The sequence below is a fragment of the Microcoleus sp. S13_C5 genome (assembly GCF_036700845.1).
Lineage (GTDB): Bacteria > Cyanobacteriota > Cyanobacteriia > Cyanobacteriales > Microcoleaceae > Microcoleus.
In genome coordinates, this window is the sequence record NZ_JAUBPR010000011.1 from 34008 (window position 1) to 50674 (window position 16667).

The 16667-nt window shown below is 45.2% G+C and carries 11 protein-coding genes; 10 read left to right on the forward strand and 1 reads right to left on the reverse strand.

What is annotated here, in order from left to right; genetic code table 11:
• Positions 1 to 57: 57 nt before the first annotated feature.
• Complete coding sequence (locus QUA04_RS05055; protein ID WP_333254372.1) at positions 58 to 690, forward strand: polysaccharide deacetylase family protein; 633 nt, start codon at positions 58 to 60, stop codon at positions 688 to 690.
• 137 nt (positions 691 to 827) lie between these two features.
• On the opposite strand, the gene QUA04_RS05060 is transcribed toward QUA04_RS05055, so the two are convergent.
• Positions 828 to 2039, reverse strand: coding sequence for a lipid-A-disaccharide synthase-related protein (locus QUA04_RS05060; RefSeq protein ID WP_333254374.1), 1212 nt, complete (start codon positions 2037 to 2039; stop codon positions 828 to 830).
• 122 nt (positions 2040 to 2161) lie between these two features.
• Here QUA04_RS05060 and QUA04_RS05065 point away from each other — a divergent pair, with 122 nt between their 5' ends.
• The 9 genes from QUA04_RS05065 (at position 2162) to QUA04_RS05105 (ending at position 16644) form a co-directional block, all read left to right on the forward strand.
• Positions 2162 to 3325 carry a GuaB3 family IMP dehydrogenase-related protein gene (locus QUA04_RS05065; RefSeq protein WP_333254376.1) on the forward strand — a complete coding sequence of 388 codons (1164 nt, stop codon included), beginning with the start codon at positions 2162 to 2164 and terminating at the stop codon, positions 3323 to 3325.
• Positions 3326 to 3833: 508 nt separating this feature from the next.
• Positions 3834 to 4157 (forward strand): thioredoxin, encoded by a 324-nt coding sequence (gene trxA, locus QUA04_RS05070; protein ID WP_006631199.1) that lies wholly within the window; start codon positions 3834 to 3836, stop codon positions 4155 to 4157.
• Between the two features lie 189 nt (positions 4158 to 4346).
• Positions 4347 to 5414 carry an LOG family protein gene (locus QUA04_RS05075; RefSeq protein WP_333254378.1) on the forward strand — a complete coding sequence of 356 codons (1068 nt, stop codon included), beginning with the start codon at positions 4347 to 4349 and terminating at the stop codon, positions 5412 to 5414.
• A 144-nt stretch (positions 5415 to 5558) separates the two neighbouring features.
• The gene (locus QUA04_RS05080) at positions 5559 to 6161 is read left to right on the forward strand and encodes a hypothetical protein (RefSeq protein ID WP_333254380.1); all 603 of its coding nucleotides are present in this window, start codon (positions 5559 to 5561) and stop codon (positions 6159 to 6161) included.
• A gap of 122 nt (positions 6162 to 6283) precedes the next feature.
• A complete protein-coding gene (locus tag QUA04_RS05085) occupies positions 6284 to 7489 on the forward strand; it encodes an urease accessory protein UreH domain-containing protein (protein ID WP_333254382.1) in 1206 nt (401 codons plus the stop codon).
• Positions 7464 to 7937 carry a hypothetical protein gene (locus QUA04_RS05090; RefSeq protein ID WP_333254385.1) on the forward strand — a complete coding sequence of 158 codons (474 nt, stop codon included), beginning with the start codon at positions 7464 to 7466 and terminating at the stop codon, positions 7935 to 7937. The genes QUA04_RS05085 and QUA04_RS05090 overlap by 26 nt, the downstream gene beginning before the upstream one ends.
• A gap of 366 nt (positions 7938 to 8303) precedes the next feature.
• The gene (locus tag QUA04_RS05095) at positions 8304 to 9746 is read left to right on the forward strand and encodes a cytochrome ubiquinol oxidase subunit I (protein WP_333254387.1); all 1443 of its coding nucleotides are present in this window, start codon (positions 8304 to 8306) and stop codon (positions 9744 to 9746) included.
• Positions 9747 to 9754: 8 nt separating this feature from the next.
• The gene (gene cydB, locus QUA04_RS05100; RefSeq protein ID WP_333254389.1) at positions 9755 to 10768 is read left to right on the forward strand and encodes a cytochrome d ubiquinol oxidase subunit II; all 1014 of its coding nucleotides are present in this window, start codon (positions 9755 to 9757) and stop codon (positions 10766 to 10768) included.
• Positions 10769 to 11262: 494 nt separating this feature from the next.
• Positions 11263 to 16644 (forward strand): AAA family ATPase, encoded by a 5382-nt coding sequence (locus tag QUA04_RS05105; protein ID WP_333254391.1) that lies wholly within the window; start codon positions 11263 to 11265, stop codon positions 16642 to 16644.
• Positions 16645 to 16667: the final 23 nt, after the last annotated feature.

A 16667-nucleotide genomic window follows, 5' to 3' on the forward strand; every position in this document is an offset into this window, starting at 1 on the left:
AAAAAATTACAAAAGTTTCTGCTTTTTACAATAGCGTTATTTTTCGGAGTATCACTGTTGATTAAAGTTACTAAATTTCACAATTATTTCGGCATCAACCGTGCCGATACCGAAGTTAAAGTTGTTGCCCTCACCTACGACGACGGGCCCTATCCTCCCTACACAAATCAGCTTTTAGATATCTTAGACCGCTATAAAGTTAAAGCCACTTTTTTTGAAATCGGCCGCAATATTGAGAAACATCCAGAAATCGTGAAAATGATTATCGCGAGGGGAGATGAGTTGGCAAACCATTCCTACTCTCACAAAGATATGATGTTTAAACCCCGGGAAGTTTTGGTGTCTGAGATTGAAAAAACGGACAAACTTTTGCAGGAAGTTGGGGTTAAGCAAGACAGTATTAGTTTTCGGCCACCTTGGGGTAGGCGATTTGTAGTTTTGTCTTATTTGGTATCCCAAATGCACAAAAAACTGATAATGTGGGATGTGGATTCTCAAGATTATGAAAAAACACACACCGTAGAAGATATCGCAAAGCGGGTGATTGCAAATGTGCGATCGGGTTCGATTGTGGTGATGCACGACGGCGGGGGCGATCGCTCGAAAACCGTAGCAGCAACCGAGATGATTGTCAAGGATTTGCAGTCGAAAGGTTACGAGTTTAAAACTGTTTCTGAGCTGTTGAAATAGCAGTAGGGTGCGTCAGCCACAATTATTTTTGCGATCAATCAACAATCTCATACTGACGCACCAGGAAATAAATGGTGCGTCAGAATTAGACTTTTTGTGGCGCTTGAAAATTTCAAACCTGACGCACCCTACCACAATCAATAACCCAGATAGTTTGCCACGTAATTAGCAATTTTTATGCTGCCGCCCGATCGCCCCATTCTTTCTAAACCATTGTGAATGCAACTGGCTAAATATTTATCATCTTGCAAAGTGCGCTCGACTGCCAAAGCAGCTTCCTTGATAATATCACAATTCACAGGTTGTGTGCCAAGAACCTGCACCGTATCACCTAAAAGCCGATTTTGAGCCTCCGCAAACCGATAGGTAAATGCAGGGCCGTTTCCCGGTACTGCAATTACAGGTTTTCCCAAGCCCACAGCTTGTTCGACAGCAGTTCCAGTCATCCCAATTACTAAACTAGACTGCTGCAAAATATCGGCGAAAGCATCGGCTGAGGAAATTACTTCTAGTTCTAATTTTTGTTCGCGAAAAGACCGTTTGATTGCTGGAAAAATGAGCTTGCCCGATCGGTGTTGCCATCCAGAGCGCGCCGCAATATCATCTAATTGAGGTATCAAAGCCGGAACTAAAGCTGCCCGAAACTGCACCAGTAAAGTAGAGTTACTAGCAATTTCTTTAACCAGATCCAGGAGCAAAACGAGGTTGTTAGTGGCTTCCGGGAGGCGAGAACCGGGAAGAAGGGCGATCGTCCGAACTCCGGGAATTAACTGCAAATCTTTGCCCGTAGAATTGAGGTTGTCCATGACAGGATTGCCGACAAACTGAGCTTTCTTTAAACCCTGTCGATTTAAGTCAGCAGCAGTCAAAGCATCTCTAGTAAAAACCGCCAGACATTTCTCTGAGCAAAGCAACTGCCACAAGATTAAACCCAAATCGACTCGCCCTTCGTAATAACTAGAATGGGCCGATAGAAAAATTATATAGGGGCGGTTGCTGGCATGGGCGATCGCCGCCGCGACAATATCCCCAGTCGCCACCACCAAATCGCAGTGGCGCGAATGCCTCCAAACAGCCTGCAATTGCTGCCAAGTCAAAGCAATTAGCCCTGCCCCAATATCTTTGAGGAAAAACAGGGGATTCATGTAAAAAACTCCCCCAGACGGCATTTGACTGGTGGGCCCAATAATTGGCACGGTCGATCGGCGGTAAGCAGCCCCGTCACCTACAATCGGCATTGCCGAAACATCAACATCCGCGCCAGATACTCTCAAAGCTTTGAGAATTTGACAGTTAATCGCGTCTTCCCCGTGGCCGTTGCTGAGGAAAAGTATCCCCTTCGATTTCATATAATCAGAATACAATCAGAATCAGTGCCGAGTTTTTTTGAAAGACAGCCGTGCGATAGCTAAACTCCGGCGGGCTAACTTTTTGTTACTCTAATTTAAATACATTGTGGAAGTGAAACAGCGTGAATATTGAAATTGGGCGGGGCAAAAGTGCTCGCCGAGCTTACGGCATAGATGAAATTGCGCTCGTACCAGGACAGCGCACCCTCGACCCGAGTTTGGCAGATACCAAGTGGCAGATTGGTGGGATCGATCGAGAAATCCCGATCATCGCCAGCGCCATGGATGGAGTAGTCGATGTCCGCATGGCCATTTTGCTGTCGGAATTGGGAGCACTGGGCGTGCTCAACCTAGAAGGAATTCAAACCCGCTATGCCGACCCCCAGCCAATATTAGAGCGCATCGCCAGTGTCGGGAACCACGAATTTGTTTCCCTGATGCAGCAACTCTATGCCGAACCCATCAAGCCAGAATTAATCGACCTGAGAATTAAAGAAATTAAAGCTGGAGGAGGGATTGCCGCCGTCAGCGGTACACCAGCCGGCGCGAGCAAATACGGCCGGACGGTTGCTGAATCTGGAGCCGATATATTTTTTGTGCAAGCAACTGTAGTCTCGACAGCTTTCCTTTCCCCTGAATCAATCTCATCTTTAGATTTGACACAATTCTGTCAAGAGATGCCGATACCAGTAATTTTGGGCAACTGCGTCACCTACGAAGTCGCCCTGAATTTAATGAAAACCGGCGCCGCAGGCATTCTCGTGGGCATTGGGCCGGGGGCTGCTTGCACGTCTCGGGGCGTATTGGGTGTCGGCGTTCCCCAAGCCACAGCGGTCGCAGACTGCGCCGCCGCGCGGGACGACTACTATCGCGAAACTGGCAAATACGTGTCGGTGATTGCTGACGGCGGTTTAATTACTGGCGGCGATATCTGCAAGTGCATTGCCTGCGGTGCCGATGGAGTGATGATTGGTTCGCCCTTTGCCAGGGCCGCCGAAGCTCCCGGCCGCGGCTTTCACTGGGGAATGGCCACTCCCAGCCCGGTTTTGCCGCGCGGCACTCGCATTCGCGTGGGGACTACGGGGACTGTGGAGCAAATTTTGCGCGGGCCTGCGCTGCTAGATGACGGTACCCACAACTTGCTCGGAGCTCTGAAAACTAGCATGGGTACCTTGGGCGCTAAGGATATTAAGGAGATGCAGCAAGTGGAAGTGGTAATTGCTCCTTCTCTGCTGACTGAGGGTAAAGTCTATCAAAAAGCTCAACAGTTGGGCATGGGTAAGTAGATTTACCGATCAAATACCAGCATACCTTGACAAAATTTGTTCAAGAGTCTCGAAATTTACAGAATATTGTGGAATTATCCAGAAGGAGATGTCACAATATAAGAAGCGGAGACGAATGTTTCCGTTCACTCCTCACACCACACTCCGCCCGGACTACTGTTCGGGCGGTTCCTTTTTTGCCGGAAATCTTCGCTCTTGCTTACTAGATACAGAACTGAGGCTTGTAGCTCCGGAGAGGCCCAGAGTGGGAGAGTGGGAGAGTCTGGGAGTGGGAGAATTTTTCTTCTACATAAGTCCATTCTGCCTTCGGAAACATAAGTGCCTTCGGAAACATAAGTGCCTTGTTCCTTCAGAAACCTTGTGCCTTCTTCCTCCTACCGTCTTCCCTCTTGCTTCTACCGTCTTCCTTCTTCCTTCATAAGCCTTCTCTTAAAATCGTTGACGCAAGTGGTTACACTTTTTGCTAGACTTGTTATCCGAGAAATAGTATTTACAAGGATGGCTAGGGATGTCAGCAGCCGCGCAAGTAACCGACTCTACCTTTAAGCAGGAAGTGCTCGATAGCGAAGTTCCAGTTCTAGTGGATTTTTGGGCTCCCTGGTGCGGGCCCTGTCGGATGGTGGCGCCCGTCGTAGACGAAATTGCCCAGCAATATGAAGGGCAGGTCAAGGTAGTAAAAGTTAATACCGACGAGAATCCTAACGTGGCCAGCCAATACGGTATCCGCAGCATTCCGACGCTGATGATATTTAAGGGTGGTCAACGTGTGGATATGGTGGTTGGGGCAGTTCCGAAAACTACTTTGGCCAACACTCTGGAAAAGTACATTTAACTGAACTACGAGCGGTTTCGCGCTGTTCTTTTTGGGCCGCGACAGCTAACTCGCTTCAGAACTGGGGCAAAGCTACTGGAAAAGTTATTAGTTGCCAGCAGGGCAATTTGCTGGTCGCTATTAGCTTCTAAATTTAGCTTGCCCCTTAATTTTTAGTAGCGACAATTTGTTATCGTTTCGGAAAAATTCATGATTCGTTCTGGGTCTGGTCAAGGTTTTGAGTCCCTCCAAGCTGAAGTGATGGATTTGCTCGATCGCTTGCCAAGGTTGAAGCACTCTGAGTGGATCGAACGATCGCTCTCTACTATAGTGCAAATGGCCCGAGAGGATCTCGATCGCCTAGACTTGAAGATTATTGCTGCGTCGCTCCGAGATATGGAGAGCGCTTTTGAGCTGTTTTATCCTTACCGCCACGTTCGCAAAATTGTGATTTTTGGTTCGGCGAGGGTGTCACCGCAATCGGCGGAATATTTGATGGCCAGAGACTTTGCGCGGGCGATGGCCCAGCAGGGGTTTATGGTGATTACTGGCGGCGGTGGGGGAATTATGCAGGCGGGGAACGAGGGGGCGACTGCTGAACGTTCTTTTGGGCTGAACATTCAGTTACCTTTCGAGCAGAGTTCTAATCCTTTTATTGCCGGCGATCCCAAATTGCTCAATTTTAAATATTTTTTCACTCGCAAATTATTTTTTCTCCGGGAGAGCGATGCTTTAGCTCTGTTTCCGGGCGGTTTCGGCACTCTCGACGAGGCTTTTGAGTGTCTGACTTTGACTCAAACTGGCAAGTTCGGGCCGGCTCCTGTGGTATTGATCGATCGACCGGGAGGAGATTATTGGCACGATTGGAATATTTTTGTGCAAAAACAATTGCGGGGCCGGGGTTTGATTTCAGCCGACGATCGCAGCCTGTATACGATTACTGACGATGTAAATGTCGCTTGCGAGGCGATCGGCAGTTTTTATCTGGTTTATCACTCCTGCCGCTACGTGCGCGAAAAATTGGTAATTCGCTTAAAAACACAGCTTTCTGAGGAGAATGTTGATCGGCTAAATACTGATTTTAGCGATATTGTGGTCACCGGAAAAATTGAAAAAAGTCAAGCTTTGGAACCGGAAATAGGAGATGCAACTTTCGATCTGCCGCGCCTGACTTTGCATTTCAACCAGCGGGATTTTGGGCGGCTTTATCAGCTAATTGCTGCTATTAATCAAATGGGTGCAGCTTCGCCGGCGGCGACCCATCCAGAACAAAAGTAGTTATTAGTCATTAGTTATTAGACTTGTAGGGAGCGTCAGGCTTTCGTTAGAGGGCCATTATTAATGGTTTAGACCTCAGACGCACCATAGTATATGTGTCAGTTGCGTAAGTCCTAATAAAGTAAAAACTCAAGGGTAAAATGTATGGCTTACAGCGATTTTAGTTTGGCAAGCGTCAAAAAAACTTTGAATTTAACGATTTCGCCGAGGCAAGATTTGTTTTCGACCGTACCTGCTTTAGAATGCAGCAATCATTTAACAGAAACTTTAGCTTATAATGTTCCTTTTGCTCTGGCGAGTAATACGGAAAAATCACGCTCAGAAATGATTATTACGCCGATTTTACTGGAACTTACCAAACAGTTTCCCGATCGCATTAGTTTGTTTTCGGGAGTCGATTTTACGGTTGACAGCGACTTGGGATTAAACGGCAGTTGCGATTTTCTGATCAGTCGATCGGTAGAGTTCCTGATTGTTAGCGCGCCGGCGATTTTAATCGTTGAGGCTAAAAAGGAAAATATTAATGCTGGGTTGGGTCAGTGCGTAGCGGAAATGTATGGAGCTCAACTGTTTAACGAACGGGAGGGAAATCAGGTATCGAGGATTTATGGGGTTGTGACAACGGGAGAAATTTGGAAGTTTTTAATGCTGGAAGGGCAATCAGTTCAAATAGATTTATTGGAGTATTTTTTGAATCAGGTTGATAAAATTTTGGGAATTTTAGCGATGGGCATTCAAAATGGGTAGTTGGGCGGAGCGAAGCGGAAGGATGGGGCATTAGGCCTTGGGTAATAGGTAATAGGTAAGCAGTAAAAACAAATCTAAAATCTAAAATCTAAAATCTAAAATCTAAAATCGCATGACTCAAGATGCTAGACCTGCTGCTAATGACAACTTTGGGATTTCTCGGCAGTTTCGGTCACTGCGCGGGGATGTGCGGCCCGCTGACAATGGCGTTTTCTCTTTCTAATTCCGGCAACGATAAATTAGCTGCTTTCCGCTTTCATTTGCTGCTAAATTTGGGGAGAATTGCTGCTTACGCTTTGGTTGGTGCTGCAATTGGCGGGCTGGGTTCGGTGTTAATTGCTGGCGGACTTTTGGCAGGTACGGGTAGCGAATTGCGGCGGGCGATCGCACTTCTGACGGGCACGATGCTGATTTGGTTCGGAGTAGTGCAAATTCAACCGGGTTTGCTGCCGCAATTGCCGCTGCTGCACCCAATGTCGCACGATCAAGTCGGACAAGCAATGAGCAAGCTTTCGGCACAAAAAAGCTGGTGGGTGCCGGTTGCTTTGGGTTTGCTTTGGGGTTTGATTCCCTGCGGTTTCCTCTACGCGGCGCAGATTAAGGCGGCGGAAACCGGAAACCAGGTTTTGGGTGCGGCGACGATGCTGGCTTTTGGACTCGGCACACTGCCAACTATGCTGGGAGTGAGTTTTTTTGCTGGCAGATTGAGTGCGGACAAGCGCAGTCAACTGTTTCGTGCGGGTGGGTGGGTGACGGTGGCGATCGGGATTCTTACCTTGCTGCGAACCGATGAAATGGTCGATTTTACCGGCCACGCAGCGCTGCTGTGCTTGATGCTAGCACTGTTGGCGCGTCCGGTTAGCAAGTTTTTGCCGCAACTGCTGCGCTACCGCCGCGCCTTGGGTGTGGGCGCGTTTGTCCTAGCAGTCGCCCACACGTTTCATATGCTGGATCATACGCTGAAGTGGAATTTTGACGCGCTATCTTTTATGTTGCCACAGCACCAGTTGGGAATGGCGGCTGGGATGACGGCGCTGCTGTTGATGTTGCCGGCGGCGGTTACAAGTGTCGATCGCATTCAAAATTATTTAGGCAAGCTGTGGCGAATGCTTCACCTGTTAAGCGTTCCAGCTTTCTTGCTGTGCGCTGTACACGCGGCACTCATCGGTTCCCACTATCTCGGCGGCTTTGAATGGAAGTTGCACAATCAACTGCTGACAGCCGTGTTAGCCGTGGTTGCGGTGTTAGTTATGTTTGTGCGATCGCGCTTGTTTTGGTCAATTTTATCACTGGAGAAGTTCTATGTTTCGCCTGTCAAACAAAAGTAAAAGTTTAGGATTGTTAGTTTTTTTGGGATTGCTAATTGAAGCAACAATTCCCAATGCGCCGCAGTTAAACTCGATTTCTGTTTTGGCGCACGAAGTCGAAGTCTCCGGAGATGTCGCCGCTACCTTTCACCTAGAGCCGAACCACAACCCCCGCGCCGGACAGCCTTCCAGAGTCTGGTTTGCACTGACTCGCAGGGGCGGTCAAATTATCCCTTTAGAGCAGTGCAATTGCAAATTAGCGGTTTATCCGAAAGAACGCAAAGAAGCGGATAAGCCACTGATGCAGCCGCCTTTAAAAGCCGTATCTGCGGAGAAATATCAAGGAATGCCAGGAGCAGATATCGTATTTCCGAAGGTTGGCTTTTACGAACTTGAATTGAGCGGAATAGCGAAAAATAAAGCTAATTTTCAACCGTTTAAACTGAGTTACACGGTCACGGTTAGGTAATACCATTTTAGATTTTAGATTTTAATGACTGATCGAGAATTTTTATATTAATTAATCGCCAATACCACAAAGACAGGAAACAAGAGGAAGATTGAAAGCAAGTTTTCTATTTGAAGTGGATATGGGCACCCTAGCCATAATTTTGTTAAATTACTATTATAGCAACTCCCAAGAGGGTTATGACGTGATTCATTGCTGAAACCCTTAATTTTGCGCTTTCCTTCTTCCTTCAAACTGCAAATCTTAATTTTTAATAAAGATAAGTCGGTTCATTCTGCACTAAGTAAATTTCTGCGTTACCTTGTCAATGTCCATTATGGAATTTGTGCAAGCTAACCTCTTTTGAACTGAGCAAAGGATATAACGATGGATATCTTATCTAACACCGTGGCGCTATCGCGGATGCAATTTGCCCTAACCGCCATATTCCATATGCTGTGGCCAGTTCTGACTACTGGAATGGGGATTTATCTGGTAATTGTTGAAGGAATGTGGCTGAAAACTCGCAATCCCGACTACTACCATCACGCTCGGTTTTGGTCTAAACTATACGTCCTCAACTTCGGTATTGGAGTAGCTTCAGGAATTCCCATGGAATTTCAATTTGGCACGAATTGGGCACCATTTTCTGAAGCAGTTGGTGACTTTTTTGGCAGCATTTTGGGATTTGAAGCTTCCATGGCATTTATGCTAGAAGCCGGCTTTTTAGGCATTATGCTGTTTGGTTGGGAGCGCGTTCACCCGATCGTCCATTATTTCGCTACAATCATGGTAGCCTTCGGCGCTAACCTATCCACAGTCTGGATTTTAGTCGCTAACTCTTGGCTGCAAACTCCTGCGGGTGGAGAAATGGTCAATGGCAAGTTTATTGTCAGCGATTACTTTCAAGCAATTATGAACCCGTTCGCATTAAACAGCATACTCCATATGTTTTTTGCGACCTTAGAAACTTCGCTGTTTGTCATTGGCGGCATTAGCGCTTGGTACATTCTCAATAAGCGCAACCAAGCGTTTTTTTCCAAGTCTTTAAAAATTGCCATAGCAACAGCAATCGCCGTTGCACCTTTGCAAATATACATCGGACATTTGAGCGCCGAACAAGTTTATCACTATCAACCCACTAAATTAGCAGCAATCGAAGCTAAGTGGGAAACCTCACCAGCGGGAGAGTCAGCCGATTGGACTTTGCTAGCTTTGCCTAATGAAAAAGCCCAAAAAAATGACTGGGAAATTAGCGTGCCCAATGGCTTAGGATACGTTCTGGAATTCAAACAAAAACTCTCCGAACCCGTACTCGGATTGAAGGAATGGAAGCCAGAAGATAGACCGCGAATGGTGGGTTTAATCTACTATTGTTTTCGCATCATGTCCGGGATTGGATTCTTCTTTTTAGGACTGATGCTATTCAGTATAATTCAGTGGATGCGAGGCACACTTTCTCCTGAAAATATTAGCAGTCAACCTTGGCTGATGCGCGCTTGGGTATTAGCTGCTCCCCTGGGATATATTGCTGTAGAATCGGGTTGGATTGTCCGCTGTGTCGGCAGACAACCGTGGGCTTTATACGGGCAAATTCGCACTGCTGACGCGGTGTCAAACATCCCCGCCAGCAATGTTTTAACTTCTCTCAGTTTCTTTGCCGTTGTTTACAGCTTTTTGTTTGTTTGTGCCTTGTATTTTGGCAGCCGAATTATCCGCCAAGGGCCTAATTTAAGTCTTCCTGTGCCAGGTTTAGACAATGAACCTGCAATCGAAAGTCAACCCGGAGAACACCTTCCCGATCAACGTCCCGTAGAAGCACAACAATAGGAGATTGTATGCAAGCTTTGGAGCATTTTCTCCCGCAAGTTTGGTTTGTAATTTTGGCTTTATTCCTATTGCTTTACGTCATGCTAGACGGTTTTGACTTAGGAGTAGGCATTCTGTCTCTCACTGCTTCCGATGAGGAACGCAGGGGCATTTTAATGACGAGTTTGGGCAACGTTTGGGACGCGAACGAAACGTGGCTGGTTTTAATGGGTGGCGCTTTATTTGGCGCATTTCCCCTCGCTTACGGTACGATTTTGACAGCGCTGTACATACCGATTTGCATGATGCTTTTTGGTTTGATATTTCGGGCTGTAGCCTTTGAATTTCGCGAGCATTCTAAGCGCAAATTACTCTGGAATTATGCCTTTGGTGCTGGCAGTTTTTTAGCAGCTTTAGCTCAAGGATTTGCCCTCGGTGCGGTGCTCGAAGGCATTGCGGTTGATGAAGCCGGTCATTTTGTAGGTTCTACTTGGGATTGGCTGGATTGGCGATCGATCTTGGTTGCTTTGACGCTGATTCAAGGCTATGTTTTGATCGGTTCAACCTATCTAATTATGAAAACGGAGGGCGAACTGCAAACAAATCACTATCGCACGGCTAAAATTGCAGCCGTGACAACTTTAATCGGAGCGATTTTAATTACGATCGCCACTCCGATTTTTTACGATAGTGCTAGAGCCAGGTTGTTCGAGAAACCGCTAGTTTATGTCTTTGCCACGATTCCTTTGTTGGGAGTGCTGTTGGTGGGACTGCTGCTGAAAAGTCTCGCCAGCAAAGAAGAACGAACGCCGTTTATCTGGACGATTCTAATTTTTTTGCTGACTTTCATCGGCTTGGGATTGATTGTTTTTCCCTACATTATTCCCTCGCAAATCACGATTTATCAAGCCGCAGCTTCGCCCAGCGCCCTGGTATTTATGATTGTGTTTATGGGCATTCTGCTCCCGATTATGATTTTTTACAACATCTACAATTATGTTGTGTTTCGGGGTAAGGTTGTCGGTGGTCACTACGGGGAATAAAGCATAATACAACCGCAGAGGTCGGCAAATATACGCAGATAGTCTCAAGTTTATATGCTGGTTTATCTGCGTATATTTGCGGTTAAAAATTACCAATTATGGTTTTATGATACCATCACAACTTACGCAACTATACTATACATACCATAGCGTAAATAGTGCAGAATAGGCAAAGGAACGGGTTGAGAATTAGCGATCGCACGTCATGCCACCTGAAAGTAGAAATTTGAGATTTGAGATTGCTCCCACGGATGAGTCCGGGGGGTTACGATCATGATGGCGAGGTGTTTTCACAGGTACACGGATGAATCCGGATGATTGTGACCAAATTGCTTTCGGTTAAATAATAGTTGATAAACATTGGGGAAAAATTACAGTTAATTCTGTCCCTCGTAAGGGTGCATAGTTGGCGATCGGTATCTTTGTCAAATAATAAAATACAATGGAATAGAAGCTTTTAATTTAAGTGTTTTATAATAGAGGGTCAACCAGTTATGGATGCGATCGCAAATTTTTCAGGTTATCAGATTACAGAGAAACTTTATGTAGGTACACGTACCCTAGTCTATCGAGGCATCCGTACCCGTGACCAATACCCAGTCGTAGTCAAACTGCTGCGAAACAAATACCCCACCTTCAACGAGCTCGTCCAGTTTCGCAACCAATATACCATTACCAAAAATCTCGACTTCCCTCACATCGTCAAAGCCCTGACGCTGGAAGTATACCAGAATAGCTATGTCCTAGTAATGGAAGACTTTGGCGGAGTCTCCCTATGTACTTATCTCAAAACAGCAACAAATGAAACCCAACCATCTGAAGCTTTACCTTTAGCAGAATTTCTCCAACTCGCCATACAACTCACAGACATTATCCACTATCTCTACCAAAAGCGAGTGATTCACAAAGATATTAAACCCGCTAATATTCTCATTAATCCAGACACCAAAAAAATTCAACTAATTGACTTTAGTATTGCATCCCTCCTACCACGAGAAACCCAAGAAATACAGAATCCCAATATTTTAGAAGGAACATTAGCCTATCTCTCTCCCGAACAAACTGGACGGATGAATCGAGGCATTGACTATCGTAGTGACTTTTATTCCCTGGGTGTGACCTTTTATGAATTGTTGACAGGACAGTTGCCATTTATCTCCGATGATCCGATGAAATTGGTGCATTGTCATCTCGCCACACAGTCGAAACCGATCCATCAAATAAATCCAGAGATACCCCTAATTTTAGCAAAAATTGTCAGTAAGCTGATGGCCAAAAATGCTGAAAAACGCTATCAAAGTGCATTAGGACTCAAGCACGATTTAGAGATTTGTTTGGTTCAGTTACAAAAAACAGCCAAAATAGAATATTTTGAACTCGGAAAGCGAGATATTAGCGATCGCTTTACTATTCCTGAAAAGCTCTACGGTAGAGAAAAAGAAGTTGATCAACTATTAGCTGCCTTTGAGCGAGTCAGCACAGGTAGCACCGAAATGATGCTAGTAGCAGGTTTTTCTGGAATTGGGAAAACCGCCGTTGTCAATGAAGTTCATAAACCCATTGTTCGTCAGCGCGGTTATTTTATCAAAGGCAAATACGATCAATTTCAACGCAACATTCCCTTCAGTGCCTTTGTGCAAGCCTTCCGCGACTTAATGGGTCAATTGCTATCAGAATCGGATACCCAACTGCAAACATGGAAAACCCAGATTTTAGCAGCAGTGGGAGACAACGGACAAGTCTTGATTGACGTGATTCCTGAGTTAGAACGTATAATTGGGGCTCAACCTCCTGCAACAGAATTGTCAGGAAGTGCCGCCCAAAATCGCTTTAATCTGTTAATGCAGAAATTTTTGCAAGTTTTCACGCTCAAAGAACATCCTTTAGTGATGTTTTTGGATGACTTGCAATGGGCGGATTCAGCATCTCTGAATTTGCTACAATTATTGATGATGGATACTGGGTATTTATTAGTATTGGGGGCCTATCGAGATAATGAAGTTTCGCCAGTGCATCCATTTATCTTAACAGTGGATGAGATAGTTAAAACTGGGGCAACAGTGAATAGGATTACTTTGCAAGCGTTAAGGGAACCAGATATGAATTTGTTGGTGGCGGATACGCTGAATTGCGAATTATCCCTTGCCCAACCTTTGACAAAATTAGTATATCAAAAAACTCAGGGTAATCCTTTTTTTGCCACTCAGTTTCTCAAGGCATTACATGACGATCAGCTCATTAGTTTTAACTGGGATATTCGGCATTGGCAGTGTGACCTTCCCCAAGTCAAAGCCTTAGCAATCACTGATGATGTCGTTGAATTCATGGCGTTGCAATTGCAGAAGTTGCCCAAAGAAACTCAGGATGTTCTCAAATTAGCTGCGTGTATAGGAGCACAGTTTGATTTGAATACGTTAGTAATTGTCAGTGAGCAATCTGCTGGAATGACGGCTACTGCTTTATGGAAAGCATTGCAGGAAGGTTTGGTAATTCCCACGACCAAAATCTATAAGTTTTTTACCCAATCGGATAGTAATGAAGTTTTCAAGGCTTCAGCTAATCCAACTTATCGCTTCTTGCATGATCGCGTCCAGCAAGCCGCATATTCGCTAATTCCCGATTCACAGAAAAAAGCAACGCATCTCAAAATAGGACAGTTACTCCAGCAAAATTGCCCCGAGATAGAGCAAGAGGAAAAACTGTTTGATATTGTCGGGCATTTGAATCGAGGAATTGAGTTAATAACCGAACCGAATGAACGAGAAGCCTTAGCTCAACTAAACTTAGAAGCCGGACGCAAAGCCAGAAATTCTACAGCTTATGCTGCGGCAAGAGTATATCTACAAACTGGGATTGAGTTACTCACAGCCAACTGTTGGCAAAGTCAGTATAAATTGACCTTAAAACTCTATGTTGCTGCTGCTGAAGCCGCCTATTTGACTGCTGACTTTGACGGCATGGAACAGATGGCAGAACAAGTGTTAGAGAATGCACAGACAATCTTAGACAAAATCAAAATTTACGAAATTCAAATCGCTGCCCAGACAGCACAAAGCAAGTCACTAGAAGCCATTGCAGTAGCAACAGATGCACTCTGGCAATTGGGGATTGAACTACCCACTGCACCTGACGAAGCCTTGATTAGCCAAGCGCTACAAGCCGTTGCCAGCCAACTCCAAGGTAGACGGATTGAAGACCTAGCTAATCTGCCGATGATAACTGATGCCAAAGCTCAGGCTGCCATGCCACTATTAGCAACATTATATTCTCCTATCTTTCTGGGAATGCCCGGTTTGCTACCCCTACTTAGCTGCAAGATGGTGAGTTTATCGCTCTCCTTTGGGAACACGCCAGCATCGACGGTGGGGTATGGCATTCACGGACTGGTGTTGTGTGCATTTTTGGGAGAGGTGGAAACAGGGTATGCCTTTGGTAAATTAGCACTCTTATTGCTTGATAGGTTCAATGTACGGGAATTCAAGTCCATGATTCTGAATCTATTTGGAGCCTTTATTCAGCATCGCAAAGAAGCAATGAGGGCAGTGATGCTGACGACGAAAGATAGCTATACGGCTGGCATGGAAACTGGCGATTTTCTAAGCGCTGGCTACAGTATGGTCACTTACAGCTATATGAACTTTTTCAGTGGAGTAGAACTGAGCAATTTGGAATCAGAAATAGCAAGTTACAGCGCCGCCTTGGCTCAGGTAAAGCAATATTCGGCTCAGATTTATGTAGATATGGTGCGGCAGACGGTGAATAACTTAAAGGAAGTCGAGATTCTGTCGGATTGCTTAATCGGCCCGGCCTACGATGAAACAGTGATGATGCCCAAGCATAATCAGGATTATGAATTCACTGCCATCGCCGAGGTTTATATCTACAAACTGTTGCTTGCTTACTGCTTTGGTAACTACAAAGAGGCGAGCAATTACATTAGCCAAGCCCAGCCATATTTGATAGCAGTACCGGGATGTATTTTTATTCCCATTTTCCATTTCTATGCAGCCCTGACGCATCTGGCGCTTTTACCCACACAGCCAGAAAGTGAGCAAGCGGATATTCTTACTCAGGTGGAAATCCATCAAACGACTTTGCACCAGTGGGCGCAAAATGCTCCGATGAATCATCTGCATAAGTGGTATTTGGTTGAAGCAGAATGGCAGCGGGTTTTGGGTTCCAAGGCAGATGCACTGGAAATGTACGATCGCGCGATCTCCCTCGCTAAAGAAAATCTATTCCTCAACGAAGAAGCCCTCGCCAACGAACTCGCCGCCACATTCTACCTAAAATGGGGCAAAGAAAAAGTAGCTCAAGCCTACATGATTGAAGCATATTATTGTTATGCCCGCTGGGGAGCTAAAGCCAAAATTGACGATTTGGAAAAACGTTATCCTCGCCTACTCGGTATTATCATTCAGCAAGCTCAAGCCTTTAGTTCCTTTAAGGAAACGATCGCCCGGGGAACAATTACTTATAATACCAACTCTTCTAGCAGCAACTCTGAATTTCTAGATTTGCCTACTCTGATCCAAGCCTCTCAAGCCATTTCTGGGGAGATTGAACTAGATAAACTCCTGACTACTCTTTTAAAAATAGCGATCGCGAATGCTGGGGCAACTAAGTGTGTCTTATTGCTCAAACAAAAACAGTATTTACAGGTAGCAGCTCTTGTAGAAGAGGGACAGCAACCTGAGCTATTACCATCAATACCTCTAGAATCAAGTCAGGATGTAGCAATTAGTTTGGTTAACACTGTCAAGCGTAGTTTGAAACCTTTGGTAATAGTTGATGCTAGGGTAAGTTTACAGGTTGCGAGCGATCGCTATATTGAACAGCACCAGCCGATCAGTATTCTTTGTATTCCAATTCTTAATCAAGGGCAGTTGATAGGAGTTTTATACCTGGAAAATAATCTGACGGTAGGGGCGTTTACTAGCGATCGCATTGAAGTGCTAAATTTGCTGGCTTCTCAAGCTGCTATTTCTTTAGAAAATGCCCGTTTGTATCAAGAATCTCAACAAGCATTTACCGAACTCAAACAAGCACAAATAAAAATAGTTCAAAGCGAAAAGATGTCAGCCTTGGGAAACTTAGTGGCTGGGGTTGCTCACGAAATTAATAATCCGGTTGGTTTTCTGGTTGGTAATATTCAACCCGCCTTAGATTATATAAAAGATTTGTTTGGATTGCTCGATTTGTATGAACAAAAATATCCGCAACTCGATCCAGAGATTCAAGAGGAAATCGAGAACATCGATCTGGAATACATCCGGGAAGATTTACCGAAATTAGTAGATTCGATGCGGGAAGGCGTGAAGCGGATTCGGGATATTAGTACCAGTCTACGGACATTCTCCCGTGCGGATAGTAACTATCCCGTAGCTTGCAATATCCACGATGGCATCGATAGCACCATTATGATTCTGAAACATCGCCTCAAGGCTAACGAAACTCGTCCAGAAATCAAAGTGATTAGGGAATATGGGAATTTGCCACCAGTGGAGTGTTATGCCGGACAGTTGAATCAAGTATTTATGAATTTGTTAGGTAATGCGATCGATGCTTTGGATGAATCAAATCAAGAACGACCTTATGCACAAAATGTCAAGGAAATTACCATTAAAACCGACATTTATTGGGACAAAAAACAAGCGATGATTTGCATTAAAGATAACGGGGTGGGCATGAGTGAGGCCGTTCGAGAGAAGATTTTTGATGAGTTATTTACTACCAAGGAAGTAGGGAAAGGGACGGGGTTGGGATTGCCGATCGCACGGCAGATTATAGTTGAGAAACACGGCGGCACAATAGAGGTAAATTCTGTATTAGGAGAAGGGACGGAGTTTACAATTTTATTGCCGATGAAAGGATAAGACTATGTTGATAGATGTCAATC